19 protein-coding genes are annotated in these 26563 nt (G+C 74.1%); 11 read left to right on the top strand and 8 right to left on the bottom strand.

What is annotated here, in order from left to right; genetic code table 11:
• The first annotated feature begins 123 nt into the window (after positions 1–123).
• The 3 genes from ACIRPP_RS04555 (at position 124) to ACIRPP_RS04545 (ending at position 3291) form a co-directional block, all read left to right on the top strand.
• Positions 124–918 (top strand): class II aldolase/adducin family protein, encoded by a 795-nt coding sequence (locus tag ACIRPP_RS04555; protein ID WP_403637960.1) that lies wholly within the window; start codon positions 124–126, stop codon positions 916–918.
• Between the two features lie 405 nt (positions 919–1323).
• The gene (locus ACIRPP_RS04550; RefSeq protein WP_403637959.1) at positions 1324–2604 is read left to right on the top strand and encodes a hypothetical protein; all 1281 of its coding nucleotides are present in this window, start codon (positions 1324–1326) and stop codon (positions 2602–2604) included.
• Between the two features lie 159 nt (positions 2605–2763).
• The gene (locus tag ACIRPP_RS04545) at positions 2764–3291 is read left to right on the top strand and encodes a DoxX family protein (protein ID WP_403637958.1); all 528 of its coding nucleotides are present in this window, start codon (positions 2764–2766) and stop codon (positions 3289–3291) included.
• A gap of 12 nt (positions 3292–3303) precedes the next feature.
• Here ACIRPP_RS04545 and ACIRPP_RS04540 read toward each other — a convergent pair whose 3' ends face one another.
• Together ACIRPP_RS04540 and ACIRPP_RS04535 are read right to left on the bottom strand one after the other, a co-directional pair.
• A complete protein-coding gene (locus ACIRPP_RS04540) occupies positions 3304–3570 on the bottom strand; it encodes a hypothetical protein (RefSeq protein ID WP_403637957.1) in 267 nt (88 codons plus the stop codon).
• Positions 3557–5059: a PspC domain-containing protein gene (locus ACIRPP_RS04535; protein ID WP_403637956.1), complete on the bottom strand. Its 1503-nt coding sequence runs from the start codon at positions 5057–5059 to the stop codon at positions 3557–3559. Before ACIRPP_RS04535 ends, ACIRPP_RS04540 begins: the two co-directional genes overlap by 14 nt.
• A 179-nt stretch (positions 5060–5238) precedes the next feature.
• Here ACIRPP_RS04535 and ACIRPP_RS04530 point away from each other — a divergent pair, with 179 nt between their 5' ends.
• The 3 genes from ACIRPP_RS04530 (at position 5239) to ACIRPP_RS04520 (ending at position 8100) form a co-directional block, all read left to right on the top strand.
• Positions 5239–6528, top strand: a complete 1290-nt coding sequence (locus ACIRPP_RS04530; protein WP_403637955.1) for a PspC domain-containing protein — start codon at positions 5239–5241, stop codon at positions 6526–6528.
• A complete protein-coding gene (locus tag ACIRPP_RS04525) occupies positions 6525–7268 on the top strand; it encodes a LuxR C-terminal-related transcriptional regulator (RefSeq protein WP_403637954.1) in 744 nt (247 codons plus the stop codon). Before ACIRPP_RS04530 ends, ACIRPP_RS04525 begins: the two co-directional genes overlap by 4 nt.
• A 478-nt stretch (positions 7269–7746) precedes the next feature.
• Positions 7747–8100 carry a hypothetical protein gene (locus tag ACIRPP_RS04520; RefSeq protein WP_403637953.1) on the top strand — a complete coding sequence of 118 codons (354 nt, stop codon included), beginning with the start codon at positions 7747–7749 and terminating at the stop codon, positions 8098–8100.
• Here the strand turns inward: ACIRPP_RS04520 and ACIRPP_RS04515 are convergent.
• Both ACIRPP_RS04515 and ACIRPP_RS04510 read right to left on the bottom strand, forming a co-directional pair.
• The gene (locus ACIRPP_RS04515; protein WP_403637952.1) at positions 8078–9085 is read right to left on the bottom strand and encodes a tellurite resistance/C4-dicarboxylate transporter family protein; all 1008 of its coding nucleotides are present in this window, start codon (positions 9083–9085) and stop codon (positions 8078–8080) included. The genes ACIRPP_RS04520 and ACIRPP_RS04515 overlap by 23 nt on opposite strands.
• Positions 9086–9284: 199 nt before the next feature.
• A complete protein-coding gene (locus ACIRPP_RS04510; RefSeq protein ID WP_403637951.1) occupies positions 9285–10460 on the bottom strand; it encodes an NlpC/P60 family protein in 1176 nt (391 codons plus the stop codon).
• Positions 10461–10924: 464 nt separating this feature from the next.
• Here ACIRPP_RS04510 and pcrA point away from each other — a divergent pair, with 464 nt between their 5' ends.
• Entirely contained in the window at positions 10925–13405 is a 2481-nt protein-coding gene (gene pcrA, locus ACIRPP_RS04505; protein WP_403637949.1) for a DNA helicase PcrA, read from the top strand.
• A 69-nt stretch (positions 13406–13474) separates the two neighbouring features.
• On the opposite strand, the gene ACIRPP_RS04500 is transcribed toward pcrA, so the two are convergent.
• A complete protein-coding gene (locus ACIRPP_RS04500; protein WP_403637947.1) occupies positions 13475–15079 on the bottom strand; it encodes a M23 family metallopeptidase in 1605 nt (534 codons plus the stop codon).
• Between the two features lie 181 nt (positions 15080–15260).
• Entirely contained in the window at positions 15261–16127 is an 867-nt protein-coding gene (locus ACIRPP_RS04495; RefSeq protein ID WP_403637945.1) for an esterase/lipase family protein, read from the bottom strand.
• A 488-nt stretch (positions 16128–16615) separates the two neighbouring features.
• Between ACIRPP_RS04495 and ACIRPP_RS04490 the strand changes: the two genes are divergently transcribed.
• On the top strand, positions 16616–17032 hold the full coding sequence (locus ACIRPP_RS04490) for a cobalamin B12-binding domain-containing protein (RefSeq protein ID WP_403637943.1): 417 nt from the start codon (positions 16616–16618) through the stop codon (positions 17030–17032).
• A 158-nt stretch (positions 17033–17190) separates the two neighbouring features.
• Here ACIRPP_RS04490 and ACIRPP_RS04485 read toward each other — a convergent pair whose 3' ends face one another.
• Positions 17191–19005: a DUF5691 domain-containing protein gene (locus tag ACIRPP_RS04485; protein ID WP_403637941.1), complete on the bottom strand. Its 1815-nt coding sequence runs from the start codon at positions 19003–19005 to the stop codon at positions 17191–17193.
• Positions 19006–19126: 121 nt separating this feature from the next.
• Complete coding sequence (locus tag ACIRPP_RS04480) at positions 19127–20515, bottom strand: SWIM zinc finger family protein (RefSeq protein WP_403637939.1); 1389 nt, start codon at positions 20513–20515, stop codon at positions 19127–19129.
• A gap of 133 nt (positions 20516–20648) precedes the next feature.
• Here ACIRPP_RS04480 and ACIRPP_RS04475 point away from each other — a divergent pair, with 133 nt between their 5' ends.
• The 3 genes from ACIRPP_RS04475 to ACIRPP_RS04465 all read left to right on the top strand — a co-directional run bounded on the left by ACIRPP_RS04475 (position 20649) and on the right by ACIRPP_RS04465 (position 25751).
• Positions 20649–21860, top strand: a complete 1212-nt coding sequence (locus ACIRPP_RS04475) for an AAA family ATPase (RefSeq protein WP_403637937.1) — start codon at positions 20649–20651, stop codon at positions 21858–21860.
• A gap of 106 nt (positions 21861–21966) precedes the next feature.
• Complete coding sequence (locus tag ACIRPP_RS04470; RefSeq protein ID WP_403638341.1) at positions 21967–24510, top strand: DUF5682 family protein; 2544 nt, start codon at positions 21967–21969, stop codon at positions 24508–24510.
• Positions 24511–24554: 44 nt separating this feature from the next.
• On the top strand, positions 24555–25751 hold the full coding sequence (locus ACIRPP_RS04465; protein WP_403637935.1) for a VWA domain-containing protein: 1197 nt from the start codon (positions 24555–24557) through the stop codon (positions 25749–25751).
• The last annotated feature ends 812 nt before the right edge of the window (positions 25752–26563 follow it).

The raw sequence follows: 26563 nt of genomic DNA, 5'->3' as shown, positions 1-26563 counted from the left end.
GACATCCCTTGTCGAGTTTCCTCCGGATTACGCCGCGCGCCGCATCTTTACCGCACAGATCTGTCGTCCGGGGCGCCTCGACGGTAACTTCCGCCCCGTACGCACACCCCCGCGGGAGGACTCATGGACGGGCCCACCCCGCCCTCGCCGCTGCCCACTGCCACACTGCGGTTCGCCATGCCGCCGATGCACGAGTCCGTGGAGGACGAGCGCCGGCACCGCAAGGAACGGCTGGCGGGCGCGCTCCGGCTGTTCGGCCGGCTCGGCTTCGAGGACGGTGTCTCGGGGCACATCACCGCACGCGACCCCGAGTTCACCGACTGCTTCTGGGTCAATCCGTTCGGAATGTCCTTCCGTCACGTCAGCGTGAGCGACCTGGTCCTCGCCAACCGGGACGGCCAGGTCGTCGAGGGCGGACACCACGTGAACCAGGCCGCCTTCACCGTCCACGCCCAGGTGCACGCGGCCCGGCCCGACGTCGTCGCCGTCGCCCACTGCCACTCCGTGCACGGCCGCGCGCTCGCCGCCCTCGGCGAACTGCTGCAGCCGCTCACCCAGGAGAGCTGCGCCTTCTACGAGGACGTGGCGCTCTATGACGCCTACACCGGCGTCACCGTCAACGTGGAGGAGGGGCGGCGCATCGCGGCGGTGCTCGGCTCCCACAAGGCACTCGTGCTGCGCAACCACGGCATGCTGACCGTGGGCGACTCGGTGGACGCGGCGGCCTGGTGGTTCCTGTCGATGGAACGCTCCGCCCAGGTCCAGCTCACCGCCCAGGCGGCGGGCCGGCCGGTCCTGATCGACCACCGGCAGGCGGTGGCCACCCGGGAACAGGCCGGCGGGGACCTGGTGGCCTGGATCAACTACCAGCCGCTGTGGCAGGACATCAGCCGCAGCGAGCCGGACCTGCTGGACTAGCGGAGAGGGGTCCGCGCCGCGACGGGGGGCGGGTCCGCGCCGCGAAGGCGGACGGACGGGCGGGCCCGCGCCACGACGGTGGGTGGGCGAGGCCGCGCCACGAAACGGTGGGTGGGCGAGGCCGCGCCACGAAACGGTGGGTGGGCGAGGCCGCACCACGGCGGAGGGCGGGCGGGTTCAGGCCGCCGCCCGTCGTGCCGGAGCACCGGTGCCTGCCGTACCGGCGGCGGAGAGGGCGAGCCGACGGCGGCGTCAACACGGCGCCTGGGGATTCACCCGGGCTGACCGCACCTGCCGGACCATGGAGGCGCGGGGTAGGGCACAATTCGCTGTCGTCGCGGGGGAGTTGCCCCCGGGCGACAGGACGGCGTGGGAACGCGGGTGCAGGAGAGGCGGGCTTCGGGCGTGGCGGTGCAGGAGGCGAGACAGGGCGGCGTGGACCCCGGCGCGCACGAGGGCGGCTGTACCTGCGGGGACTGCCCGCACGGGGCCCGGGAGGGGCACCGGCGCGCGGTCGCCGCGTTCCTGCTGCGGCGGGACGAGTTCGCCGCCGGGCAGGGGCTGCCGGCCGCCGTGGCGCACTCGGCGTCGGCGTCCCGGCAGTGGGTCTCGGAGGAGCTGACGCAGGCCGCGGAACTGGTCGCCGAGCGCAGCCGGGCCGAGGGCACCGCCTGGCTGGCGCGGCTGTGGCAGCGGACGGCGGTGACGGTCTGGGCCGGGGTCGTGGTGCTGCTCCTCGTCCAGGCGCTCACGGCGATCGGCGCGGGCTGGACCAGCGCGCGTTCGGCCGGTCTGCTGGCCGCCGTGGTCGTGGCGGGCACGGTCACCGCCGCCTCCTGGTTCCACCGGGTGCGCGGGGGAGCGCTGGCCCCGGTGATCGGCGAGGACAACCGTCTCTCCACGTCCCGTGCCGTGGCGGCCGCCTGGGTGCTGTTCCTCGCCTACGCGGTGCTGGTCCTGGTGGGGCGGCTGGCGGCCGCGTCCGGCCCGGCGGAGCGCGATGCGCTGATCGCGGGACTCGAACTCGTCCGCGGGGCGGGTGTGGTGACCGTCCTCGCCGTGGTGTGCGGCATCGCCGTGCTGGTGCGGCGGGTGGTGGGTCTCCGGGTCCTGGGGCAGCGGCTGCAGAAGGTGCGCGCGGACCGGCCCCGGGCGGCCGACCTGCTCACCGACGACGCGGGACGCGGCAGCTTCGCGGACATCCAGTACGTGGTGATCAGCGCCGTCGCCCTCGCGTTCGCCGCGGTGCGGCTGGCCCGCCGCCCCGACCAGTTGCCCGACCTGCCGTGGGGACTCGCGGCCGTGGTGCTGGTCTCCGCCGCGACCTATCTCGCCGGAAAGTACGCCGAGGTCGGGCGGCCGGTGATCCTTTCGGTGGTGCGGGCACGTGAGGCCGGGGCCCTGGACGCACCGATCCGGACCGGGGACGACATCGAGATCCGCGGCACCGGCTTCGTGCCGCCGGGGGCCCAGGGTGCCGAGCGGCTGTCCCGGATGGTCGTCCGCGTCGGCGCGGTGAACGTGCACGTGCCGCTGGTGCCCGTCGCGGGCGGCTTCGACAACCCGACGGACACGCTGCTGACCGTGCCGGTGCCGGCGGAGGTGGAGCCCGGCCGGGTGGAGGTCCAGGTGGTGACGGCCGCGGGCGTCGAGACGAACCGCTACGCCATCGACGTGACCGACTAGCTGGGCCCCGCCCCGGCCCCCGGCCCCCGGCCCCGCCTACCTGTCGGTTTGCTGTTGATCGCCCGCAATACCGGGCGGTCATGATTGAGCCGTGGTGGATTGTCGTACGTATGGTCTGTTGAGGGGGTCTCGGCAGGCGGCGAGAGGCGGCGGGTAGCGATGACTCACAGTATGCGCACGGACACGTACTCCTCCCATCCGGGCGGCGGCGACTGGCGGGACACCGCCACCCGGTACGCGCTCCTTCCCCTCCGGATCTTCCTGGGCGTCACCTTCGTCTACGCAGGGCTCGACAAGCTCACGGACAGCGCCTTCCTCAAGGACTCGGGCGCCGGCTCGATCGGCGACATGATGCGTGCCGTTCGCGACTCCTCCGCCATCCCCGCCCTGATCGACCTGTCCCTGAAGAACCCCGTGGGCTTCGGCTACGCCATCGCCTTCGGGGAACTGGCCGTCGGCCTCGGCGTCCTCGTCGGTCTCCTCACCCGCCTGGCCGCACTGGGCGGTGCGCTGATCTCGCTGAGTCTGTGGCTGACCGTGAGCTGGGCGTCCGACCCGTACTACTACGGCAACGACCTGCCCTACCTCATGGCCTGGATCCCGCTCGTGCTGGCGGGCGCGCCCGTCCTCTCCCTGGACGCCGCCCTCCGGGCCCGGCGACGGAGCGGCACGGGGGAGTACCGCTGACCCCCGGGCGGCTCACCCGCGGGTGAACGCCCCGCCGGGTCCGATGGGTCCGCCGGGTCCGCCGGACCCATCGGTGCGGGCCGGACGTCTGCGCCGGCGTATGGAGCCGGTCACCATTGCCACCGCGCCCGCCAGGAACAGGCCGCCACCGACCACGGGGAACAGGACGAACCAGGGTGTCTCCCACGCGCCGCCCGCGTCCCCGAGGAAGAGCACGGCGGCCGCGATCAGGGCCGCGCCGGCGACCAGCCTGCCCGGCTGGAACTCATGACGCAGCACGGCTCACCTCCGCCTGTCCGGCACCGACATGGAGCTCCAGATCCAGCGTGCCCCCCTTCTCCACACGCGCGGGCGGGTCCAGGGTCACCTCCTTGTGCTTGCCCGGAGCCACGTCGACGTCCCCCTTCGCCTCACCGGGGAGCTGGATGTCGCCCAGGCCCACCTGGGCGTTCAGCCGCACCGTCACGCCCTCGGGCACGATCACGTGCACGCGGCCCACCCCCACGTTCGCCCGTGTCGACACGGTCTTCCCCTCCGGCACCTCGATGCCCGACAGGTCCAGCGTGCCCGTGCCGGTGCCCAGGTCGTAGTCCGGGCGTATCTGTGTCACCGAGGCAGGCTCCCAGGTGGTGCGCATCCACTGCGTCCCGATGTCGTCGGGCAGGGCCGCCGCCCCCGTCAGCAGGCCCGCGGTGAGGACGGCCAGCACGATCGACCCCGCGCCCGTGCGCCCCAGGAACGCGCTCAGCGCGATGCCCAGACCGAACACGGCGAGCGCGGCCGCCAGACCCGTCTGCAGACTGGTGCCGAGCGGCTGCCCCTGCCATGTCAGGCCCGTGCCGAGACCGGCCGCGAGCAGGGCGAAGAGGAAGACCCACCCGCCGATCCCGCGGGGCCCGCGCGGCTTCGGCGGCCGCGGCACGGGAACACCGGCGTCCTTGTGGAGGCGGGGGGCGAGGACGATCGAGAGGGCCGTGGCGATGTCCCGGTCCCCCGAATCCCGCGGGCCCCACAGGTAGCCGGTGCCGCCGACGTGCCGGCCGTCCTTGACGATGGGCTCACGCCACCAGGAGGGGAAGGTGGTGACGATCGGCGGCGCCTGGGGCTCCGGCGGGGCGTCCGCGACGGCCTGGGCGGCCAGCGGGTCGGGACCGGGCGCGCCCCGCTGCCGGGACCAGTAGCCCGCCCCGGCCAGGAGGAGGGCCAGTATGACGGCGAAGCTCAGCACCCCGCCGTTGTTGAGCATGGAGAGGAAGACCCCGCAGCCGACCAGGGCGAAGAGGACGGCGGCCAGGGCGTGGCCGTCGACCCGGCCGGTCAGCAGCCTGCGGACCTCGTTCTCCTCCTCGCCCTCGTACGGGGTGAACAGCCAGGCGAAACCGTAGAAGATCAGGCCGATGCCACCGGTCGCGGAGAGCACGGCGAGGGTGATCCGGAAGATCACCGGGTCCATGTCGCAGTGCCGGCCGAGGCCGGCGCAGACACCGCCGAGCAGCTTGTGCTCCGGGTCCCGGCGGAAGCGGCGGGGCGGCTCGGCGTCCTCGGGGGCCGGCGGCACCCCGGGGGCGGCGGACGCGGCGGGATCCCCGGCCGCGGCACCCGGCGGGGCAGCCGGTCCTTCCCCTCCACCCCTGCCGTGCGCACCCGCGGGCCCGGGCGCGCGGGAGGCATCCGCGGCGGACGCGGCATCCTGCGGCCCGGCACCCTGGGAGGGGCGCGGGCCGGAGCCGGGTCCCGGACCCGTCGCGGCGTGCTGGTGATCTGTCATGCGTCCATGGTGACGGGCGAGGCGCCCGGACGGCAGTCGGGACGACCCTGGTCCGACCCTGATATCGACCCCGAGCGGACGCCCGGACGGTGTTCGAGTGGGCCGGTCCCGGAGATCAGGGGAGTCTTAGGGACCGACCCTGATGCCCCGGCAGCGGGGACCGTGTGACCATCATTGACATGTCGGAAGCCGCAGCAGCGCCAGTCGTCGAGCCGCGGCCGCCGCGCAAGCTCTACCGCAGCAGCGACGGTCGCTGGCTGGGCGGAGTGGCGCGGGGGCTGGCCGGGCACCTCGGGCTGCCCGTGATCTGGGTCCGGCTCGTCTTCGTCGGCCTGTTCACGGCCGACGGCCTCGGCGCGCTGCTGTACGCGGCGTTCTGGTTCTTCGTGCCGCTCGGCGTCGGCGGTGTGGACGCGCAGCGGCCCCCTTCCCTGGTCACCACCGAGACCTCGCCGGACGGCCGCCGCAGACTCGTCACCCGCAGACCCGACAAGGGCCAGATCGTCGCCCTGCTCCTCATGGTCGTCGTGGCCATGGTCTTCGTCGGCAACGTGAACCTCACCAACGGCGCCCGGGCCTATCTCTGGCCGACCGTCCTCGTCGGGGCGGGCGTCGCCCTCGTCTGGCGGCAGGCCGACAACGCCCGGCGGGCCCGCTGGGTCGAGGTGGGGCGCCGCCGCCGCACGGTCACCCTGCTGAGGGCCGGCGCCGGTGTGCTGCTGGTGACGGCGGGCGTCTCGGGCATCTTCGTCCTGCAGGGCTCCGGGGCCCACCTCGGCGCGGTGCTCCAGGCGGCGCTCGCCGTCCTCGTCGGGATCACACTGCTCGCCGGTCCCTACCTCGTGCGCATGACCCAGGACCTGTCCGAGGAACGGCTGATGCGGATCCGGGCGCAGGAACGCGCCGAAGTCGCCGCCCACGTCCACGATTCGGTGCTGCACACCCTCACGCTGATCCAGCGCAACGCCGAGAGCCCCGGAGAGGTGCGCCGCCTCGCCCGCGCGCAGGAGCGCGACCTGCGCGCCTGGCTCTACAAGCCGGAGGGCAACGGCAAGGACGAGGACGAGGAGCCCAGCACCCTCGCCGAGGCCGTGAAGCGCAACGCCGCCGAGGTCGAGGACCAGCACGGCGTTCCCCTCGAAGTGGTCGTCGTGGGCGACTGCCCCCTCGACGAGCGGATCGGCGCGCAGATGCAGGCCGCGCGCGAGGCGATGGTGAACGCCGCCAAGTACGGTGGCGAGGGGGGTGCCGTGCAGGTCTACGCCGAGGTCGAGGGGAAGACGGTGTTCGTGTCCGTCCGGGACCGCGGCCCGGGCTTCGACCTCGACTCGATACCCGCCGATCGCATGGGCGTCAGAGAATCGATCATCGGCCGCATGGAGCGCAACGGCGGCACGGCGCGGCTGCGCGCGGTGCCGGACGGCGGCACGGAGGTCGAGCTGGAGATGGAGAGGGCGGAGAAGTCATGAGCGAGCCGACCGAGGCGAACCGACCGACGGGACCGGCGGAGGCGGCCGGATCCGCGGCACCGGCCGACGCCGCCGGACGACGCCATGTGCGGGTCGTCCTGGTCGACGACCACCGCATGTTCCGCACCGGCGTCCAGGCCGAGATCGGGCAGACCGAGCAGACGGGTGTCGAGGTCGTCGGCGAGGCCGCCGACGTCGACCAGGCCGTCACCGTGATCACCGCCACCCGGCCCGAGGTGGTGCTGCTCGACGTGCACCTGCCCGGCGGAGGCGGAGTGGAAGTGCTGCGCCGCTGCGCCCCCTTGATGGGCGACACCGAGCAGCCGGTCCGCTTCCTCGCCCTGTCGGTGTCGGACGCGGCCGAGGACGTGATCGGGGTGATCAGGGGCGGCGCCCGCGGCTACGTGACCAAGACGATCACGGGGACCGACCTCGTCGACTCCATCTTCCGCGTCCAGGAGGGCGACGCCGTCTTCTCGCCGCGCCTGGCCGGCTTCGTGCTGGACGCCTTCGCCTCGACCGACGCCCCTCCGGTCGACGAGGACCTCGACCGGCTCACCCAGCGGGAGCGGGAGGTGCTGCGGCTGATCGCCCGCGGATACGCCTACAAGGAGATCGCCAAGCAGCTGTTCATCTCCGTGAAGACGGTGGAGTCGCACGTCTCGGCGGTGCTGCGCAAGCTGCAGCTGTCCAACCGGCACGAGCTGACCCGCTGGGCGACGGCCCGCCGGCTGGTCTGACCCGCCGGCACGGCCCGGGACGCGGGCCCCGCCCCCGGGAGGGACGGCCGTGGGCCGCGCGTCCGGCGGCGGTGTGCACAGGGGGAGCGGGCCGCCGCCGGACCTTCTCTGCGGTGGTGTCCGGCGGCCGCCCCTGGTCCGGGCGGCGGTGGGATGCCGGGCACCTGGGGAAGGACGCTAGACCCGGTGCCGGGGGCCTGTCCCCGGGTTGCGCGGAAGTGATGCGGGCGGACCGGCGACGACCGGATGCGACCGTGATCCCGTCGCGTCGCCGCCGCCTTCACCGAGCCCGGTGACCGATGCGGGGAAGGCCCGTGGAGCGCGGGGAACCGGATGCTATGGCGCTCCGGCGGGGCGGCCGGCCCGCGGCCGAGGGGGCACCGGTCCGGCGGCCGGCCGCGGGGCCCGGACGGGGGACGTACCGGCATCACCGGCCCGGTGCCCGGAGCCGTGAAGGGCCTGGCTAGGCTCCGGCCTCATGGACGTACTCATCCACCTCTTCGTCGGCCTGCACATCATCGGCATCGCGTCGCTCCTCGGCGGTTTCCTCACGCAGATGAAGGCGATGGGCGAGGGCACCGCCCGCTTCAGCCCCGCCATGCTGCACGGCGCGCTGACGATGCTGGTCACCGGAGTCATCCTGGTCGGCCTCAACGAGGCCCAGGACCACACCGTCAACCACATCAAGATCGGCATCAAGCTGGCCCTGCTGATCGTGATCCTGGGGCTCGTCTATGTGAAGCGGGACGAGGAGAAGGCGGACAAGGGCCTGTTCGGGCTGGTCGGCCTGCTGACCACGGCGAACATCTTCATCGCCGTGCTCTGGACCTGATCCCCTCCGGCACGGGCAGGCCGGCCCAGGCGGTCCGCGCGGAGCCCAGCGCTCCGGCGCCGACCGCCAGCCAGGCGGCCACCGCCACCCACACCAGCACGTGTCCCAGGTGCTCCAGCCACGGGACGCCGACGGCGGCGGACGCGGACAGCGTCGCCGCCGCCGTCATTCCCAGGGGGAACACGGTCGCCCAGCGCCGGGTGTCGTAGCGGAGCCGGGGCCGCAGGACCTCGCCGGCCAGCAGGACCACGTACCAGGCGAGATCCAGCACCAGCAGGCTCAGCGTCACGAACCGCAGCACACCGCTGTCGTCCTCGTTCCACAGGTACAGCCGCGAACTGTCGGCGGCGAGCAGCTTCGAGCCGGCCAGCCCCGAGATGGCGAGCGCCCCGCCCGCGACCCAGTGGTCCCCCGCTCCCTCGAAGACCTGCCGCCAGTCGAAGCGGAACAGGGCGAGCACGTAGAGCACCAGCCCGAACCAGAACAGCACCATCGCGGGGCGCGCGAGCCAGGCCGTCGACTCGGCCGCGGCGAGCGTGGCACCGAGCAGGGCGAGTCCCTCCGTGGCCACACAGCACAGGAACACCGCCCCGGGCATCCTCGGCCGCCAGCGGCTGACCACCAGGACGAGCAGCACCGGCCAGAGCACCGTCGCCAGCGCCAGCAGCGCCTCGGACAGGTGGAGCAAATCCAGAGCCGCGAACCCGGCGCCGAGCACGGTCGTGGCGGCCACGGCGGTGAGCGCCCCCGGTGTCGCCGCCTCCGCGATCCAGCGTTCGTGCTCCCGCAGCAGCCGCAGGACGAACTCCGCCGCCAGCCCCAGCCACGCGGCGCAGGCCAGGACCAGGGTGATGCGCGACAGGATCTCGTAGCCCGCCAGGTGCAGGGCCACCGACACGATGCCGGTGGCCATCACGGCGGCTCCGGCCGCCGGGGAACGCTGCGCCCACCAGGCGCGGACGGGGGAGGGAGAGGCGCGGCGCATGGGCGGAATGCTAGAAGAGCGCACCACCCGCTGATCACCGGGGCGCGCGCGTGCCGCCCGAACGCCCGTCTCCCGGCCGCCGGTGGTGCACGCCTCCTGGCAGCGCGGCCCGGCCCGCTCCCGCGTCGGCGCCGGACGAGGCCGGGCGGCGGGTGGCGTGCCGTCGGCCGGCGGCCTCCCGGGCTCGGGCCCCGGGACTTCAGGCCGGGCGTACCACGCTGTGGATGGACGCCTCGCCGTCGTAGTACACCGACTCCTCGCGGACGAAGGTGCCCGGCTTCGGGGCGTGGATCATCTTGCCGTTGCCGATGTACAGGCCGACGTGGGTGATGTCGTCGTAGAAGAAGACCAGGTCACCGGGCTGTGCCTGCGCCAGGGGGACCGTCGTGCCGGCCTTGACCTGGTCGTAGGTGGTGCGCGGAAGGGCGACACCGGCGGCCTTCCAGGCGGCCTGGGTCAGCCCGGAGCAGTCGTAGGAGCCGGGGCCGGTGGCGCCCCAGACGTACGGCTTGCCGATCTGGCCGCGGGCGAACGAGAGCGCCTTGTCGGCCTTGGTGGCGTAGCCGGCGTCGGACGACGCGGGGGGTGTGGCCGTGGAGCCGGTGGACCCGGAGGTGCCGCCCTGGCCGCCGCCGTCCTGCTGGGCATCCTCCTGGGCCTGCTGCCGTTCGGCCTGCTGCCGGGCGAGTTCGGCGGCCTTGCGGGCGGCCTCCTCCTGCTTCTTCTTCTCGATCGCCGCCAGCCGGGCCTTCTCCTCGGCGGTCAGCTTCGACATCAGCTCGCGCGCGTCGGCCAGTTTGCGCTGGACGGTCGCCTTGGCCGTCTTCAGGTCGTTCTGCGTCTCGGTGAGCGTCGCCAGGCTCTCGGTCGCCTCCTGGCGCTTCTTCATCGTCTCGGACTGCTGGGTGACGTAGTCGTCGACCGCTTCCTTCTGGCGGCCGGTCATCCGGTCCATCAGCCGGCTGCCGTCGAAGAAGTCCTGCGGGGAGTCGGCGAGCAGGAAGGTGGCCGTGTCGGGGACGCCGGCGCCGGTGCGGTACTGGGCGGCGGCGTAGGAACCCAGCTCCTCGCGCGCGTCGTTCAGCTTCTGGGTGCGCTTGGCCACGTCGTCGAGGAGGGCGTCGGCGCGTTCGCGCTGCTTGGCCGTCTTCTCCTTGGCCGCGTTGTACTTCTCCGTCGCGGACTCCGCCTGCCGGTAGAGGTCGCCGACCTTCTTCTCGACCTCCTCCAGGCTGGGCTTCCCGTCGTCCACCGGGGCGGCGTCGGCCGTCTGCGACAACAGGGCCACGGAGGTGAGGGCGGCCGTGGCCAGCGCGGGGGTGCGGATGCCTGCCACGCGCGTGCCGGGGGTGCGCGACTTGCGGTGCGACGCCAAGGGAGGCGACTCCTTCCAGAACTCCGCCCAGCGGGGAACGGCGGGGGGCCCGCCCGGAGCCGTGCGGGCGCCGGGGAGGGTTCGGGCGGGTGCTTCGGAAGGGTTGCCCTACGGCCGCTCCGCGGGGGAGTGGGCCGATTCACCCCATGGTCTCGGTGGTTCCCCGGCTCCGGCTGCCACGACGGACAGTGACGGACTCGGCGGAGGCCGCACGGCCCGGCGAGGTTCGCCGGCGGGGGACGAGCGGCCCGCCCGCACCGTAGCCAACTGATGTGGCCCTTGTGAAGGTTGATGGGTGATATGCCCGATACATTTTCGTGACCTGACCGATGTGGTCACCCTTGGTGACCGTGCCGCGCTGCACGGTGCGCGGGGCGGGGTGAGGGAGGGGAGACGGAGGGAACCGCGCGATGTTTCCGGGGCGGCCCCGGGCTGTCGGTGGGGCGCCCTAGACTCGTAGAGCGATGAGCAGCCTCTTTGACGACAGCTTCCTGGCGGACCTCCAGGCCCAGCGCGGCCCTGTGGACGAGCCCCCGCCGCCGCCCGAGGACGAGCACGGACCGGAGCCGGTTCCGGACGACCTGTTCGGCGGGAAGTTCGACGTGCCGCCGGACCGTGACGCCTATTACCGGGACGGCGCCCCCCGCCCCGTGGTGGACTCCGCCGCCCTCCTGGAGGGGCTCAACGACAACCAGCGCGCCGCCGTGGTGCACTCCGGCTCGCCCCTGCTCATCGTGGCCGGTGCCGGCTCCGGCAAGACCCGCGTGCTGACCCACCGCATCGCCCATCTGCTCGGCGAGCGGGGTGTCCACCCCGGCCAGATCCTCGCGATCACCTTCACCAACAAGGCCGCGGGCGAGATGAAGGAGCGCGTCGAGCAGCTCGTCGGCCCCCGGGCGAACGCGATGTGGGTCATGACGTTCCACAGCGCGTGTGTGCGCATCCTGCGCCGGGAGAGCAAGAAGCTGGGCTTCACGTCGTCGTTCTCGATCTACGACGCCGCCGACTCCAAGCGTCTGATGGCCCTGGTCTGCCGCGACCTGGACCTCGACCCCAAGCGGTACCCGCCGAAGTCCTTCAGCGCGAAGATCAGCAATCTGAAGAACGAGCTGATCGACGAGGAGGACTTCGCGGCCCAGGCGAGCGACGGCTTCGAGAAGACCCTCGCCCAGGCCTACGCGCTCTACCAGTCGCGGCTGCGCGAGGCCAACGCGCTGGACTTCGACGACCTGATCATGACCACGGTCAATCTGCTGCGTGCCTTCCCGGACGTCGCCGAGCACTACCGCCGTCGCTTCCGGCATGTCCTGGTCGACGAGTACCAGGACACCAACCACGCCCAGTACGCCCTGGTCCGCGAGCTCGTCGGCACCTCGGAGCACCCTGTCGACGTGCCGCCGGAGGCGGAGGTCCCGCCCGCCGAGCTGTGCGTGGTGGGCGACGCCGACCAGTCGATCTACGCTTTCCGCGGCGCGACGATCCGCAACATCCTCCAGTTCGAGGAGGACTACCCGGACGCGACCACGATCCTGCTGGAGCAGAACTACCGCTCCACGCAGACCATCCTCAGCGCGGCCAACGCGGTCATCGAGCGCAACGAGTCCCGCCGGCCGAAGAACCTGTGGACCAACGCCGGCGCCGGGGCGCGGATCACCGGGTACGTCGCCGACATCGAGCACGACGAGGCACAGTTCGTCGCCGACGAGATAGACCGGCTCACGGACGCCGGTGAGGCCAAGGCGGGCGACGTCGCCGTCTTCTACCGCACCAACGCACAGTCCCGTGTCTTCGAAGAGGTCTTCATCCGCGTCGGCCTGCCCTACAAGGTCGTCGGCGGGGTCCGCTTCTACGAGCGCAAGGAGGTCCGGGACGTCCTGGCCTACCTGCGGGTGCTCGCCAACCCCGAGGACTCGGTGCCGCTGCGCCGCATCCTCAACGTGCCCAAGCGGGGCATCGGCGACCGCGCCGAGGCCATGATCGACGCGCTCGCCCAGCGCGAGAGGATCAGCTTCCCGCAGGCGCTCAAGCGGGTCGACGAGGCGTACGGCATGGCCGCCCGCTCGTCGAACGCCGTGAAGCGGTTCAACACGCTGATGGAGGACCTGCGCACGGTCGTCGAGTCCGGCGCCGGCCCGGCCACGGTGCTGGAGGCGGTCCTGGAACGCACCGGCTACCTCGCCGAGTTGCAGGCGTCCACCGATCCGCAGGACGAGACCAGGATCGAGAACCTCCAGGAACTCGCCGCGGTGGCCCTGGAGTTCGAGCAGGAGCGCGCCGAGGGGGAGACCGGCACCCTGGCCGACTTCCTGGAGCAGGTCGCGCTGGTCGCCGACTCCGACCAGATCCCCGACGAGGAGGAGGACGGCTCGGGCGTCATCACTTTGATGACCCTGCACACCGCCAAGGGCCTGGAGTTCCCGGTGGTCTTCCTCACCGGCATGGAGGACGGCGTGTTCCCGCACATGCGCGCCCTCGGCGAGACGAAGGAACTGGAGGAGGAGCGCCGCCTGGCCTACGTCGGTATCACGCGCGCCCGGGAGCGGCTGTACCTCACCCGGTCGACACTGCGCAGCGCCTGGGGGCAGCCCTCCTACAACCCGCCCTCGCGTTTCCTGGAGGAGATCCCGGCGACGTACCTGGACTGGAAGCGCACCGGGGCGAGCGCACCGGTGTCCTCCGGACCGGCGTCGGGGATCGCGGCCTCGCTGTCGTCGTCGCGGTCCCGTTCGTCGGCGTCGGGTGCCTCCGGGTTCGCCACCCGGCGGACGGCCGAGAAGCCGGTGGTGTCGCTGGCGGTCGGCGACCGGGTCACGCACGACCAGTTCGGGCTGGGCACCGTGGTCGGGGTCAAGGGCACGGGCGCGAACGCGGAGGCGACCATCGACTTCGGCGACACCAAGCCGAAGCGGCTGCTGCTGCGGTACGCGCCGGTGGAGAAGCTGTAGCGGGGACGGCCGGGGCCTCGCGCGGTACGGCGGGGGCCCGGCCGGTACCGCGGGCGGTGCGCCGGTGCGTCAGGACGGGTTGAGGCCGTGGCTGCGCAGCCAGGCGAGCGGGTCGATCGTGGAGCCGCCGCCGGGACGGACCTCGAAGTGCAGGTGCGGTCCGGTCGACTTGCCCGAATTGCCGGAGAACGCGATCGGGTCGCCGGCCTTCACGGTCGTGCCCGGCGCGACCTTGTAGCTGGAGAGGTGGCAGTACCACGTCTCCGTGCCGTCCTTCGCGGTCACGATCATCATGTTGCCGTAGGAGACGTTGAACTGCGTGCGGACCGTGCCGTCGGTCGCGGCCATCACGGTCGAGCCGTACGGCACGGGGAAGTCGATGCCGGTGTGCACGGACATCCAGTTGGTGCCCGCCTGGCCGTAGAAGGCGCTCAGTCCGTGCAGGGCGACCGGGAGAGCGAACTTGGGACGCAGCCGCTCCTTGCGGGCCGCCTCCTGGGCGGCGCGCTTGCGGTCCGCCTCCTGCTGCGCCCTGAGGTCGATGCGTTCCTGGGTACGGCTGGCCCGGTCGGCGAAGTCGTCGGCCCCGGCGGCGAGGCTCTCCAGCTGTGTGTCCAGCTTGATGTTCGCGGCGGACGGTTTCACCGGCTGGGCGTCCGCCGCGGAGGTGTTCGTGTCCTGGCCGCCCGTGTCGCCGCTCAGGTCACCGACCGAGGCGGCGGCGATGCCGGCGACGCCCATGACGCACATCGACGGCACGGCCACGGTCAGCAGCGCCGAGCGCTTCGGGGGCGTACGGCGGCGGGAGCGGGAGCCGCTGCGGGGGGCCGCCCGCGGGGCGGGCGCCGGGACGATCTCCTCCTGGCCGTCGAGCAGGGACACCGCGGGCAGTTCGCCGGTGTCCCGGACGTCCTCCGCCGGGGCGTCGTCGACGTCCGGCTCGTCCCCGGGGGTCTGCTGGAAGGTCGCGGTGGCCTGCTGGTCGAAGGGCACGGCCCCCGGCTCGTAGGAGTCGGGCGTCCCTCCCGCGGCGCTGCCGTCGGAGTTCCACTGGGTGGCGTCGTAGGTGCCGCTGTCGAAGGTCTGCGTGCCCCAGTCCCACTGCTGGGTCCCGTCCGAGGGAAGCCCGGACTGCTCGGGCTGGAGCCAGGCGGAGGCGTCCCACTGGCCGCTGATGTCGGGAGCGCCGACCTGCGTGGGGATCACGGCCATCTGCGCCTGGCCGGTGGCCCAGCCGGTCGCGTCGTGGAACCCGGTGTCGTAGGCGGCGTAGTGCTGGGCCGCGTACGCGTCGTAGGGGGCGGTGCCGTGACCGTCGGCGGTCCACTGCCGAGAGTCGTAGGGGCCCGCGGCACCGGCGCTGCCCGGCATGTCACCGAAGAGCGGATCGGTCGCGAAGCTGGTCGTGGAGCCGGCCGCATAACCGGTGGCGTCGTAGGCACCGTAGGTGGTGAAGTCGCCGTACTGGGCTTCCTGCGTGCCGTAGGCCGCGTAGGGCGCCGAGGCGGCGTCGGAAGCCGGGGCCGGGGGCATGGTCCCCGACGGGTGACGGTCGTTCACCAACTTCTCTTTCGCCTCGACAACGGTGGCTGCCAGAGCAGTGCGGCGACTGTACCCGGCGGTATGCGGGCGCGACAATCTTCCGCAGGTTTCAGGCTCGCAGGAAACGGGCATTCGGTTGCGTTTTGGCGGCGCCCACACGAGGTCTTGGCTCTGCGTTCGAAATGCGTTCGAGGAAGAGGTGGGGTTGACGGCGACAAGTCGGCCCCATGGGACGGCTGTTGTTCGGACCGCTCGTGGACGGGACGCCACCGGCAGGTGGCATGTGCCCCCGGGCGTGTCGGCCGCGTCGGCCTCAGGCCACCGTCAGCCCGCCCGCGCGGCCGGCGGTCGGCTCTCCCGGCCGGGCCGTGTCGAGGGCCTGCCGGATGCCGGTGGCCACGGCCGGATGGACCGGCAGGGCGAGGTGCCCCACGCCGCTCACCCGCACGTTGTCCACGGTGAGGTCCGGGTGCTCGATGCAGGCCGTCTCCAGCGGGTCCATGATGTGGTCGAGGTCGCTCCAGAACGCCACGAAGTGCGTCCGGCAGCCCGGTGCGGGAAGGGTGAGCTCCTTGAGCACCTCCGAGCCGGGCCGCATCTGACGCACGATGGGGTGCGCGTTGGCGAGCGGCGCCACGCGGGTGCCGGAGTGCGGGGTGCCGAGCGTGACCAGCGTGCGCACACGGGCGTCCCCGCCGAGGCGCTGCACGTAGTAGCGGGCGATCAGACCGCCGAGGCTGTGCCCGACCACGTCCACCTGGCGGCTGCCCGTGCGTGCGCACACCTCCTCTATATGGCGGCCGAGCAACTCTGCGGCGGTGCGGATGTCGCACGTGAGCGGGGAGTAGTTGAGCGACTCGATCTGCTGCCTGCCGTGCTGGGCGAGGCTGCGCCGCAGCAGGAGGAACACCGAGCGGTTGTCGATGAAGCCGTGCAGGAGGACGACCGGCGGCTTGGCCTCCGCGGGCAGCTGCGCGGTGCTTTCGGAGGCGGGAAGCACCGGCCGGGCGCCCCGGCGTTCCTGCACGATGCCGGCGGGATAGAGGAGGAGGTGGCCCGCGAAGATCGCGAGTTCCAGGGCGGTGGCTTTGAGCAGGGCCAGGGAGAGATCCGCGAGCCGGGTCGGCAGAAGACGCCGGCACAGCGGAAGAAGAGGAAGAGCTGCCTGGGTGACCTTCATGGGCCGACCTCCTGTCGGCACGCGGAAGGACAGCCCTGTCCCCCGTGTGCCCTCATGGGACGTCGCGACGACGAGGGCCGACGCTGCGCGCACGCGTCGCGTCGGACGGTCGCGGTACTGCGGCGACCTCGTCGCGGATCCCTTATGCGCATGTTCCCACTGTTGCCCGCGTGTCGCACGAGCACGCGGTGTCCGGACCCGGGGGCCCGGGAACGCTGCGCGGTGAACGTGTCCCTGTGTGTGATTTCCCCCTCGCTCCGCACCGCGAAACGGGCGGGTGCGGGATGCTGGAGATAACGTTCGTTCACTCCCCGGGCGGACCCGGCCGGGGCCTCCGTGCCGCGGTCGTGCGCCCGGCGCAGCGGGCGGAGGCAGGGGCCGCACACGCGGCCGGTGCGGCCGGGCCGGTGTGCGTGAGGTGTACGGCATGCCGGATGTGTGCGGTACTTGTCGGTACGGATGGATGTAGTCGCTTCATGGAGGCAGTGATGGGTGTGGCAGCCGGTCCGATCCGCGTGGTGGTGGCCAAGCCGGGTCTCGACGGCCACGATCGCGGGGCCAAGGTGATCGCGCGGGCGCTGCGCGACGCCGGTATGGAGGTCATCTACACCGGGCTCCACCAGACCCCCGAGCAGATCGTCGACACCGCGATCCAGGAGGACGCGGACGCCATCGGCCTGTCGATCCTCTCCGGCGCGCACAACACGCTCTTCTCCGCCGTGATCGAGCTGCTCGAGGAGCGCGACGCGGCGGACATCCTGGTCTTCGGCGGCGGCATCATCCCCGAGGCGGACATCGCACCGCTGAAGGAGAAGGGCGTCGCGGAGATCTTCACGCCGGGTGCGACGACCGCGTCGATCGTCGACTGGGTGCGCGCGAACGTACGGCAGCCCGCCGAGGCGTGATCCCGGACCAGCGGCGAGGCCGGACGCGGAGCCGGAGGGGGAGCCGGTGAGGGGCATGGGCGGCGTGCTCCCGCCCCACGGCCCGGAGCAGCAGGTCCCGCTGTACGGCACGGCCCGGTCCGCGGGACGGCGCCGTGCGCCGTCGGTGGTGGCGCGGCTCAGGGCGTCCGTGGCGGACCCAGCTCCTCCAGCATCGCCGCGCGCAGGCGCAGCGTCGTGACCAGCCGCTGGAACGCCTCCGCCCAGTAGCTGCCGGCCCCCGGTGAGGCGTCCTCGGGCTCGTCCGGCAGGGCCAGCAGCGCGTCGAGACGCACCGCCTCGCCAGGGTCGAGGCAGCGCTCGGCCAGCCCCATCACTCCACTGAAACTCCATGGGTAACTCCCCGCGTCGCGAGCGATGTTGAGCGCGTCGACCACGGCACGCCCCAGCGGCCCGGCCCACGGGACCGCACAGACCCCGAGCAGTTGGAACGCCTCGGACAGGCCGTGGGTCTCGATGAACCCGGCGACCCAGGCGGCGCGTTCGTCCGGAGCGAGCGTGGCGAGCAGCCGGGCCCGCTCGGCCAGCGACACGGCGCCCGGCCCACCGGCCTCCGGCGCCGAAGGGTCGCCCAGCAGGGCCCGCGACCAGGCGGGATCCCGCTGCCGTACCGCCGCCCGGCACCAGGCCGCGTGCAGTTCGCCCTGCCAGTCGTCGGCCACCGGCAGCGCCACGATCTCCCGCGGTGTCCGCCCGCCGAGCCGCCGCGGCCAGGTGTCCAGCGGTGCCGACTCCACGAGCCGCCCCAGCCACCAGGACCGTTCCCCCCGTCCGGCGGGCGCCTTGGCGGCGATGCCGTCGCGTTCCATGCCCGCGTCGCAGGTGTGCGGGGCCTCGACGACGATCGTCGGGGTGTCCCGGGTGTGGTCCATGGCCACGCACGCCGTGGCCCGGGCCGCCATCCGGCCCGCCAGTGCCGAGCCCGGGAGGGCCGACAGCAGTTCTGCCGCCGTCGCCCTGACATTGCGGCTGCGGTCGGCCAGGGCCTGTTCGAGGAACGGCTCGTCGCCGGGGCCGAGCCCGGTGCGCAACGAGTCCAGGAACATCAGGCGGTCCTCCGCCCGCTCCGTGGCCCAGGTGCCGGCGAGCAGATCACGGGCGGCGGCGGGCCGGCGCGAACGCAGGGCGGCGAGCAGCGCGACCCGCTCGGCGAACAGGCCCTCCTGCCACAGCCGCCGGCACGCCGCCGGGTCCTCGATGCCGGGCCGGGACGGGCCACCGCCCGACGTGGCACGGAGCGCGAAGCGCCAGTCCGGGTTGAGCCGCGCCAGCCACAGGGCGCGCGGGCCCGCGAACCGCAGGGCCGCCGGACGCAGGTCCGTCCGTGCCCGCGCGGCGTCCAGCAGGGCGGGCAGCAGTGCGGCCGGTGCGGCGAAGCCCCGGTCGTTCGCTGCGGCGAGCCATTGCGGGAGCAGTTCCCTCAGGTCCGGCGCGGTGCCACGGCGGCCGCCGGAGGGTCCGGGGCGGTCGGTGAGCAGCAGGGCGAGCCGGCGGGCGGCGGCCGGGGGCAGTGCGGGGCGCGGGTCCGGCGGCGCGGGCGCGGGCCGCTCGGCGGCCCGGCCCGGACGCGCCCCGGCGCGCCGCCGGACGGTCGCTTCGGCCGCCGCGTCGAGCAGGTGCAGGGGGGCGCCGGGGCCGGGCACGGCCCCCGGTGGGGTACGGCGGTCGGTGCCCAGGAGCGCGGTGGTGACGAGTTCCTCCCAGGCGCCCTCGTCTTCTACCTCCCGGGCGCTCTCGTCGGAGAGCGGCGCGCCGTGCCCGGACCCCGTCGGTGCCTCCCAGGAACCGGCCCCGGCCGCCTCGGGGACTGTCGCGGCGCCGACGGCGGCGGAGCGGGAGCGCCCCTCGGGGGCCCCGAGGGGGGCCGGGGCGTCTCCGGGCGGGGCCGCGGCCGGGGGGCCGGCCGGGTCCGCGGCGGCGGAGATCCTGCTCATGAGCTTCCCTTCCGTCGGGTGTCCCGGAGCGGTCGAAGAATCACGAGCATCGGGTGTCCCGTGAGGCCCGTGCCATGCATGAGGTGCGGGGGACAGGAGTGAACGGAGCGGTCGAGCCGGTTCAGCACAGGGGCACCACCTCACCGGGTCCTTCGGGCCATGCCGCCAAAGGGGTGAATCCCCGGTGGCCGTACTCGCCGAAGACACGCACCGGCGCCCCGCCGGACAGAGCCACCAGGCGCCACAGCCCGGACCGGGCCGTCGGCGTGAGCGGCAGGGCCGTGCCGGCGTCGGCGTCCGTGAGTTGCCAGCGCCCGCCGTCCGGGGCCGGAACGACCCGGTCCAGCGTGACCGGAACGCTGTCCAGCCAGGGATCCTCGCGCAGCGCCTCGCCGTAGCGGCGGACCGCCCCGGCCGTGGACGTGCCCGCGGGCCGCACCGTCGTCGGCGTGGGGGATCCGAACCGCTCCCGGAGCGCGGCGCGCACCTGCCCCGCGCCCGGGTAGGCGGCCAGTTCCGCGTCCACCGCCAGGCCCACCGGCAGCGCCGGCTCCGGCACGCGGCCCGCCGCACCGTAGGAGAGGTGCAGTGCCGTGCGTTCCGACTCCGTGCCGTACAGCCAGATCCGGCGGGTCGTCAGACGGGCGTCAGCCGTGTCGTACTGGGCGAGGACCAGCCAGCGGTCGCGCACCGGCGGGCCCACGGCCGACGCGGGCAGGCCGACACGGGAGCGGACCGTCGTCGCGAGGTCCGCGGGCAGCCGCTCGCGCCGCAGCCAGCCTCGGACGAGGAGGTGGAGCAGCGCGCACTCCTGCAGCAGTCGCACCGGCCAGTCCGGGCCGGTGCCCGGGATCGTCCCCAACTCCCGGACCCGCGCGGCCAGTCCCGGCGCCTGGGCGTCGACCATGCGGGCCGCCGTCTCCTCCCACAGGGAGTACCCGGCCTGCTCCGCCGCGGCCAGGCCGCCGCGCAGCAGGTCCGCCAGGCGCTGCTCCAGTTCCGTGGCGCCCGCGGTGACGCGCTCGGCCCGGCGCTCCGCCCTGCGCCGCGCCGCCTCCGGATCGGCCGGTCCCGGCACGGCCTCCGGTGCCTCCCCGTGCCCCGCATCCCGCCCACGGCCGGCCCGGCCGCGCCGGTCCGCCGCCCAGCGCGCGGCCCACCCCGGCGCCTCGGCCCGCCGGACCGACGCGTCCTCGGCGGACCGGAGCAGGAGCAGCCCCAGCGCGTGCGCGCACGGGGTCGTGCCGCTCGGGCAACTGCACTCGTACGCGGGCCCGGCGGACCCGGGAGCCGACCTGCCCGGGGACCACGCATCCGCGACGTCGACGACCGTCCGGTGGGGTTGGGGGCCGCCGCCCACGCACAGCCCCCACACCACACCGTCGTCCGACCATCCCGTGTCCGACCACGCGCCGGGCACGGCCAGTTCGCTTCCCGCCACCCTTGACGCCCGGTCAGGCGCCAGTGCCGACACCTGATCAGCGGTCGGGAGCGCCCCCTGCTGACTCATGTCTCCGACGGTATGCGCCGCCACTGACAACCGCCCCGACGGAGGTTTTCCACAGGCCGAGCCGATTGTCAGTGGTGTGGTGCACGGTGGAACCAGATCCGAACCGGCCGAGCTGGAGGGGGACGACTCAGCCATGTCCGTACCCGTTGAACCGACGTCCGACGCCCCGCGCCGTAACGGCTCCGTGCCGGTGGGCGCCGACGCCTCGCGGGCCCCGTTCCCCTCTGCCCCGGCGCCCGTTCCCGCGCCGCCGGCCGATGCCGCCGCGCCGGTGCTGCGGCCGCACGCCGAGGACGCCTTCGCCGCGGAACTCGCCGCGCTGGCCGCCCAGGACGACCGTCCCAGGCCGGCCAACTGGAAGCTCTCGCCGTGGGCCGTCGCAACCTACCTCCTCGGCGGCACCCTGCCCGACGGCACGGTGATCACCCCCAAGTACGTGGGCCCGCGGCGCATCGTCGAGGTCGCGGTCACCACCCTCGCCACCGACCGGGCCCTGCTGCTCCTGGGTGTGCCCGGCACGGCGAAGACCTGGGTGTCCGAGCACCTGGCCGCGGCGGTCAGCGGTGATTCGACCCTGCTCGTCCAGGGCACCGCCGGCACCCCCGAGGAGGCCATCCGCTACGGCTGGAACTACGCCCGGCTGCTCGCCCAAGGCCCCAGCCGTGACGCCCTCGTGCCCAGTCCGGTGATGCGGGCGATGACGCAGGGGATGACCGTCCGGGTCGAGGAACTGACCCGCATACCGGCCGATGTGCAGGACACGCTCATCACGATCCTGTCCGAGAAGACGCTGCCGGTGCCGGAGCTGGGCGAGGAGGTGCAGGCGGTCCGCGGCTTCAACCTCATCGCCACGGCCAACGACCGCGACCGCGGGGTCAACGACCTCTCCAGCGCCCTGCGCCGCCGGTTCAACACCGTCGTCCTGCCACTGCCGGACACGCCCGAGGAGGAGGTCGGCATCGTCGCCCGGCGGGTGGACCAGATCGGGCGCTCCCTCGACCTGCCGGTACTGCCCGACGGCATCGACGAGATCCGCCGGGTCGTCACCGTCTTCCGCGAGCTGCGCGGCGGAGTCACGGCCGACGGCCGCACGAAGCTCAAGTCCCCCAGCGGCACGCTGTCGACGGCGGAGGCCATCTCGGTCGTCACCAACGGGCTGGCCCTCGCCGCCCACTTCGGCGACGGGGTGCTGAGGGCCGGGGATGTGGCGGCGGGCCTGCTCGGCGCAATCGTGCGCGATCCCGCGGCGGACCGGGTCGTCTGGCAGGAGTATCTCGAGACCGTGGTCCGCGGACGCGACGGCTGGCAGGACTTCTACCGCGCCTGCCGGGAGGCCGGCGCGTGAGCGGCGGGCCGCCGACGCCGCGGCACCGGCCGGAGCACCCACCGGGTCCGTCCGGTCCGCCCGGCCCGCCGGGTCCGGGCAGGAGGGGGACGACATGGCGGAAGGCATGACGGCCAGTGGGACGACTGGTGGGACGAGCGGTGAAACGGCCGACGTGACGAACGAGGGCCTGCCGGAGCCCGGGTGGCCGGCGGTGGGGCCGCTGCTGCTCGGCGTCCGGCACCACGGCCCGGGATCGGCGCGGGCGGTACGGGCGGCCCTGGAGGCGGCCCGGCCCGCAGTCGTGCTGATCGAGGGGCCACCCGAGGCGGACCCGCTGGTCCCGCTGGCCGCCGGGACGGACATGCGACCGCCGGTCGCGCTGCTCGCCCATGCTGTGGACGAGCCGGGACGTTCGGCGTTCTGGCCGATGGCGGAGTTCTCCCCGGAATGGGTCGCCCTGCGGTGGGCCCTCGACCACGGGATCCCGGCCCGCTTCATCGACCTGCCCGCCGCCCACACCCTGGCGTGGGAGGACGACGACGCCGAGGACGCGGGGGACACCGACCGGGACGGGAGGGAAGATGCGGACGGACCGGGCGGGGCCGACGGCCCGGGGGAAGCCGACGGTCCGGGGGAAGCCGATGGTCCGGGGGAAGCCGATGGTCCGGGGGAAGCCGATGGTCCGGGGGAAGCCGACGGCCCGGGGGAAGCCGACGGCCCGGGGGACGCGATACGGATCGACCCCCTGGGCGTGCTGGCCCGCACCGCCGGCCACGACGACGCCGAACGCTGGTGGGAGGACGTCGTCGAGCACCGAGGCGGGGACAAGGGGGATGCCCTGGCACCGTTCACCGCGCTGGAGGAGGCCATGACGGCCCTCCGGGACACCTACGGCAGCGGCGGACACCACCGGGACCTGCTGCGCGAGGCTCACATGCGGCTGGCGATCCGGGCGGCCCGGCGGGAGGCCGGGGAGCGCGTTGCCGTGGTGTGCGGGGCCTGGCACGTGCCCGCGCTGCGCCGGAGGACGACCGTCGCCGCCGACCGGGCCCTGGTGAGGGGACTGCCCCGGGTACGGACGGACGTCACCTGGGTCCCCTGGACCCACCGCAGGCTGTCCCGGAGCAGCGGCTACGGCGCGGGCATCGACTCGCCGGGCTGGTACGGGCACCTGTTCGCCGCACCGGACCGGCCGGTCGAGCGCTGGATGACCAAGGTGGCGGGTCTGCTGCGGGCCGAGGACCGGATCGTCTCCGCCGCCCATGTCATCGAGGCCGTGCGCCTGGCGGAGACGCTGGCCGCGATGCGCGGACGCCCGCTGGCCGGGCTGGGCGAGACCACCGACGCCGTGCGGGCCGTTCTCTGCGACGGTTCCGACGTACCGCTGGCCCTGGTGCACGACCGGCTGGTCGTCGGGGACGTGCTGGGCGAGGTTCCGGCGGACGCGCCCGCGGTGCCGTTGCAACGCGACTTGACGCGGACTCAGCGACGGCTGCGGCTGAAACCGGAGGCGGCCGAGCGGGAGGTGGAACTCGACCTGCGCAAGGACACCGACGCGGGCCGCAGCAGACTGCTGCACCGGCTGCGCCTGCTCGGCGTCCGCTGGGGCGAACCGGCGGCCTCGCGGGGCAGCACCGGCACCTTCCGGGAGACCTGGCGGCTGCGCTGGGAGCCCGAGCTGTCCGTGCGGGTCGCCGAGGCGGGCGTGTGGGGGACGACCGTGCTCGGTGCCGCGACCGCCAGGGCGGAGGCCGACGCGATCGCCGCGCGCGGTCTCGCCGAGGTCACCGGTCTCGCCGAGCAGTGCCTGCTCGCCGGACTGCCGGACGCGCTGCCGACGGTGATGCGGGTCCTCGCGGACCGCGCCGCCCTCGACACCGACGTCGGTCACCTCGCCCAGGCGCTGCCGGCCCTCGTGCGTGCGCTGCGCTACGGCGACGTACGGGGCACGGACGCGGCGGCACTGGCCGGCGTCGCCACCGGCCTGGCCGAGCGCGTCTTCGTCGGACTGCCCCCGGCGTGCGCCGCGCTGGACGCCGACGCGGCGCAGGAGATGCGCGGTCACCTCGACGCGGTGCACACGGCGCTGGGGCTGCTCGGTGACTCCTCCGCGCCGGGCGGCCACGGCACCCTGCGGACACGCTGGCAGGCGGTGCTGCGGACGCTGTCCGGCCGGGACACCGTGCCCGGCGTCATCCGCGGGCGGGCGGTACGCCTGCTGCTGGACGGCGGCGCCCTGGTGCCCGACGAGGCGGCGCGGCTCATGGGGCTCGTGCTGTCCCCGGGGACGGCACCGGCCGACGCCGCCGCGTGGATCGAGGGCTTCCTGGGCGGCGGTTCCGGCGGCGGAATGCTCCTGCTGCACGACGAGCGGCTCCGCGCACTGGTCGACACCTGGCTGGCCGGTGTCCCGGCGGAGGCGTTCACCGACGTGCTGCCGCTGCTGAGACGGACGTTCTCGGAGTACGAGCCGGGGGTGCGCCGCACCCTCGGGGAACTGGTCCGGCGCGGGCCGGGGGCACCGGGGCGCACGCCGGTCACCGGCCCCGGCACACCCGGCCTCGACACCGGGCGGGCCGACGCCGTGCTCCCCGTCGTACGGCTGCTGCTGGGGCGGGAGGAAGACGGTGCGGTGGCCCGCACCGGGCCGGAGGGGGTGACGGCATGACGAACGGCCGGCGGACGGCAGAGCGGGAAGCGGGGGAGGGGCGCATGCCGGTGGTGGAACCGGCCGACCCGGCGCGGGAGCGGCTGCGGCGGTGGCGGCTGGTGCTCGGCGGGGACGCGGCGGACGGCACGGAATGCGCGCTGTCCGGGCGGGACTCGGCGATCGACGGCGCGCTCGCCGCCCTCTACGGCAAGGGCGACCGGCCGCCGACGGGGCAGGACCGGTCGGCGGGACTCGGGGCCTCGGCGCCGTCGGTGGCCCGCTGGCTCGGCGACATCCGCACCTACTTCCCCGCCCCGGTCGTCCAGGTCATGCAGCGCGACGCCATGGACCGGCTGGGCCTCGCGAGCCTCCTGCTGGAACCGGAGATGCTGGAGGCGGTCGAGGCCGACGTGCACCTCGTCGGCACCCTGCTGTCGCTCGAGAAGGCCATGCCGGAGACCACCAGGGAGACGGCCCGGGCGGTGGTCCGCAAGGTCGTCGACGACCTGGAGAAGAGGCTCGCGGTCCGCACCCGCGCCACGCTGACCGGTGCGCTCGACCGCAGCGCCCGTGTCCGGCGGCCGCGTCACCACGACATCGACTGGCACCGCACGATCGCCGCGAACCTGAAGCACTACCTGCCGGAGTACGGGACGGTGGTGCCCGACCGGCTCGTCGGCCACGGCCGTGCCGCGCGGTCGGTGCGCAAGGAGATCGTCCTCTGCGTCGACCAGTCGGGGTCGATGGCGGCGTCCGTCGTCCACGCGTCGGTGTTCGGCGCGGTCCTCGCCTCCATGCGGTCCCTCGACACCCGCCTGGTCGTCTTCGACACGGCGGTCGCCGACCTCACCGACCAGCTGGACGACCCCGTCGACGTGCTGTTCGGCACCCGGCTGGGCGGCGGTACGGACATCAACCGCGCCCTGGCGTACTGCCAGTCGCGCATCACCCGGCCCGCGGAGACGGTGGTGGTGCTCATCAGCGACCTCTACGAGGGCGGGATACGCGACGAGATGCTGAAGCGGGTGGCAGCGATGAAGGCGTCGGGGGTGCAGTTCGTGGCCCTGCTCGCGCTGTCCGACGAAGGGGCGCCCGCCTACGACCGCGAGCACGCGGCAGCCCTCGCCGCGCTCGGCGCACCGGCCTTCGCGTGCACACCGGATCTGTTCCCGGAGGTGATGGCGGCGGCGATCGAGAAGCGGCCGCTGCCGATACCCGACCCGGCCGGCACGCCGGACCGGGGACGACCGCCCGCCTGACGTCTTCGCCCGTCCGACGGCCGCCGGGCCGGCGACCGAAGCCCGCCACCCGGTCGCTGCCTGGCGCGCGCGGCCCCTCCGACGGCCGCCGGTCCCAGCCCGCCACCCGCCACTCACCGTCGGCTGCCCGCCGCCCGCCATCCCACCGCCGGCCCAGCCCGCCACCCGCCACTCACCACCCGCTGCCCGCCACCCCACCGCCGGCCGCCCGCCCGACGCCCGCGTCCGTCCGACGGGGTCCGGGTTGGGTGACGGCGCAGAGAACCAGTAGGCGGCGCGTGGCGGGCCGGAGCGCCGGTCACCGGGTGCGTCCGCGGCGGTGCCGAACGCCGGAAACCGTCTGAGACCGGGGTGACCGCCCCGTACACGTTCCGGATCCCCGCCAGGGGTGACGGAGCACGCCGGCGCCCCCTGGACGCCGCCGCGCGCCCCCCGTCGGCCGGTCAGCAGCCAGCGGGCCCCGGCCGGGGTCCTGCGGGGCCGTCGCGCCAGGTCCGCGCCGCGGATCACGGTCCACCGCGTCCGGGCGGCGCCCGCGCCGTGCCGTCGTGCACGCCCGTCGTCCGCAGAGGTGGCCGGCCGGGCCCCGCGGGAGCGGCCGGGTGGTCGGCAGGGGCGCGCGGTGCCGGGACATTCCGGTTTCGCCTGGCCAAAGGCCGCCGTTGCCGCCAGGCTGCGCCGACCCCTCGTGCGGCAGAGACCTGACTTTCGGGTAACAAAGAGCTCCGCGGGGCATCGGGTCCCGGACGGCCGAAGCCATCGGAACCGTCCGGCCGGAGTCCCCCGGACGGGGAGAGCGGTTCCCATTGGGG

This window comes from Streptomyces sp. NPDC101219, assembly GCF_044767675.1.
Taxonomy (GTDB): domain Bacteria; phylum Actinomycetota; class Actinomycetes; order Streptomycetales; family Streptomycetaceae; genus Streptomyces.
Note: the sequence above shows the minus strand (reverse complement) of the source record. Positions and strands in the feature narration are given on the sequence as shown.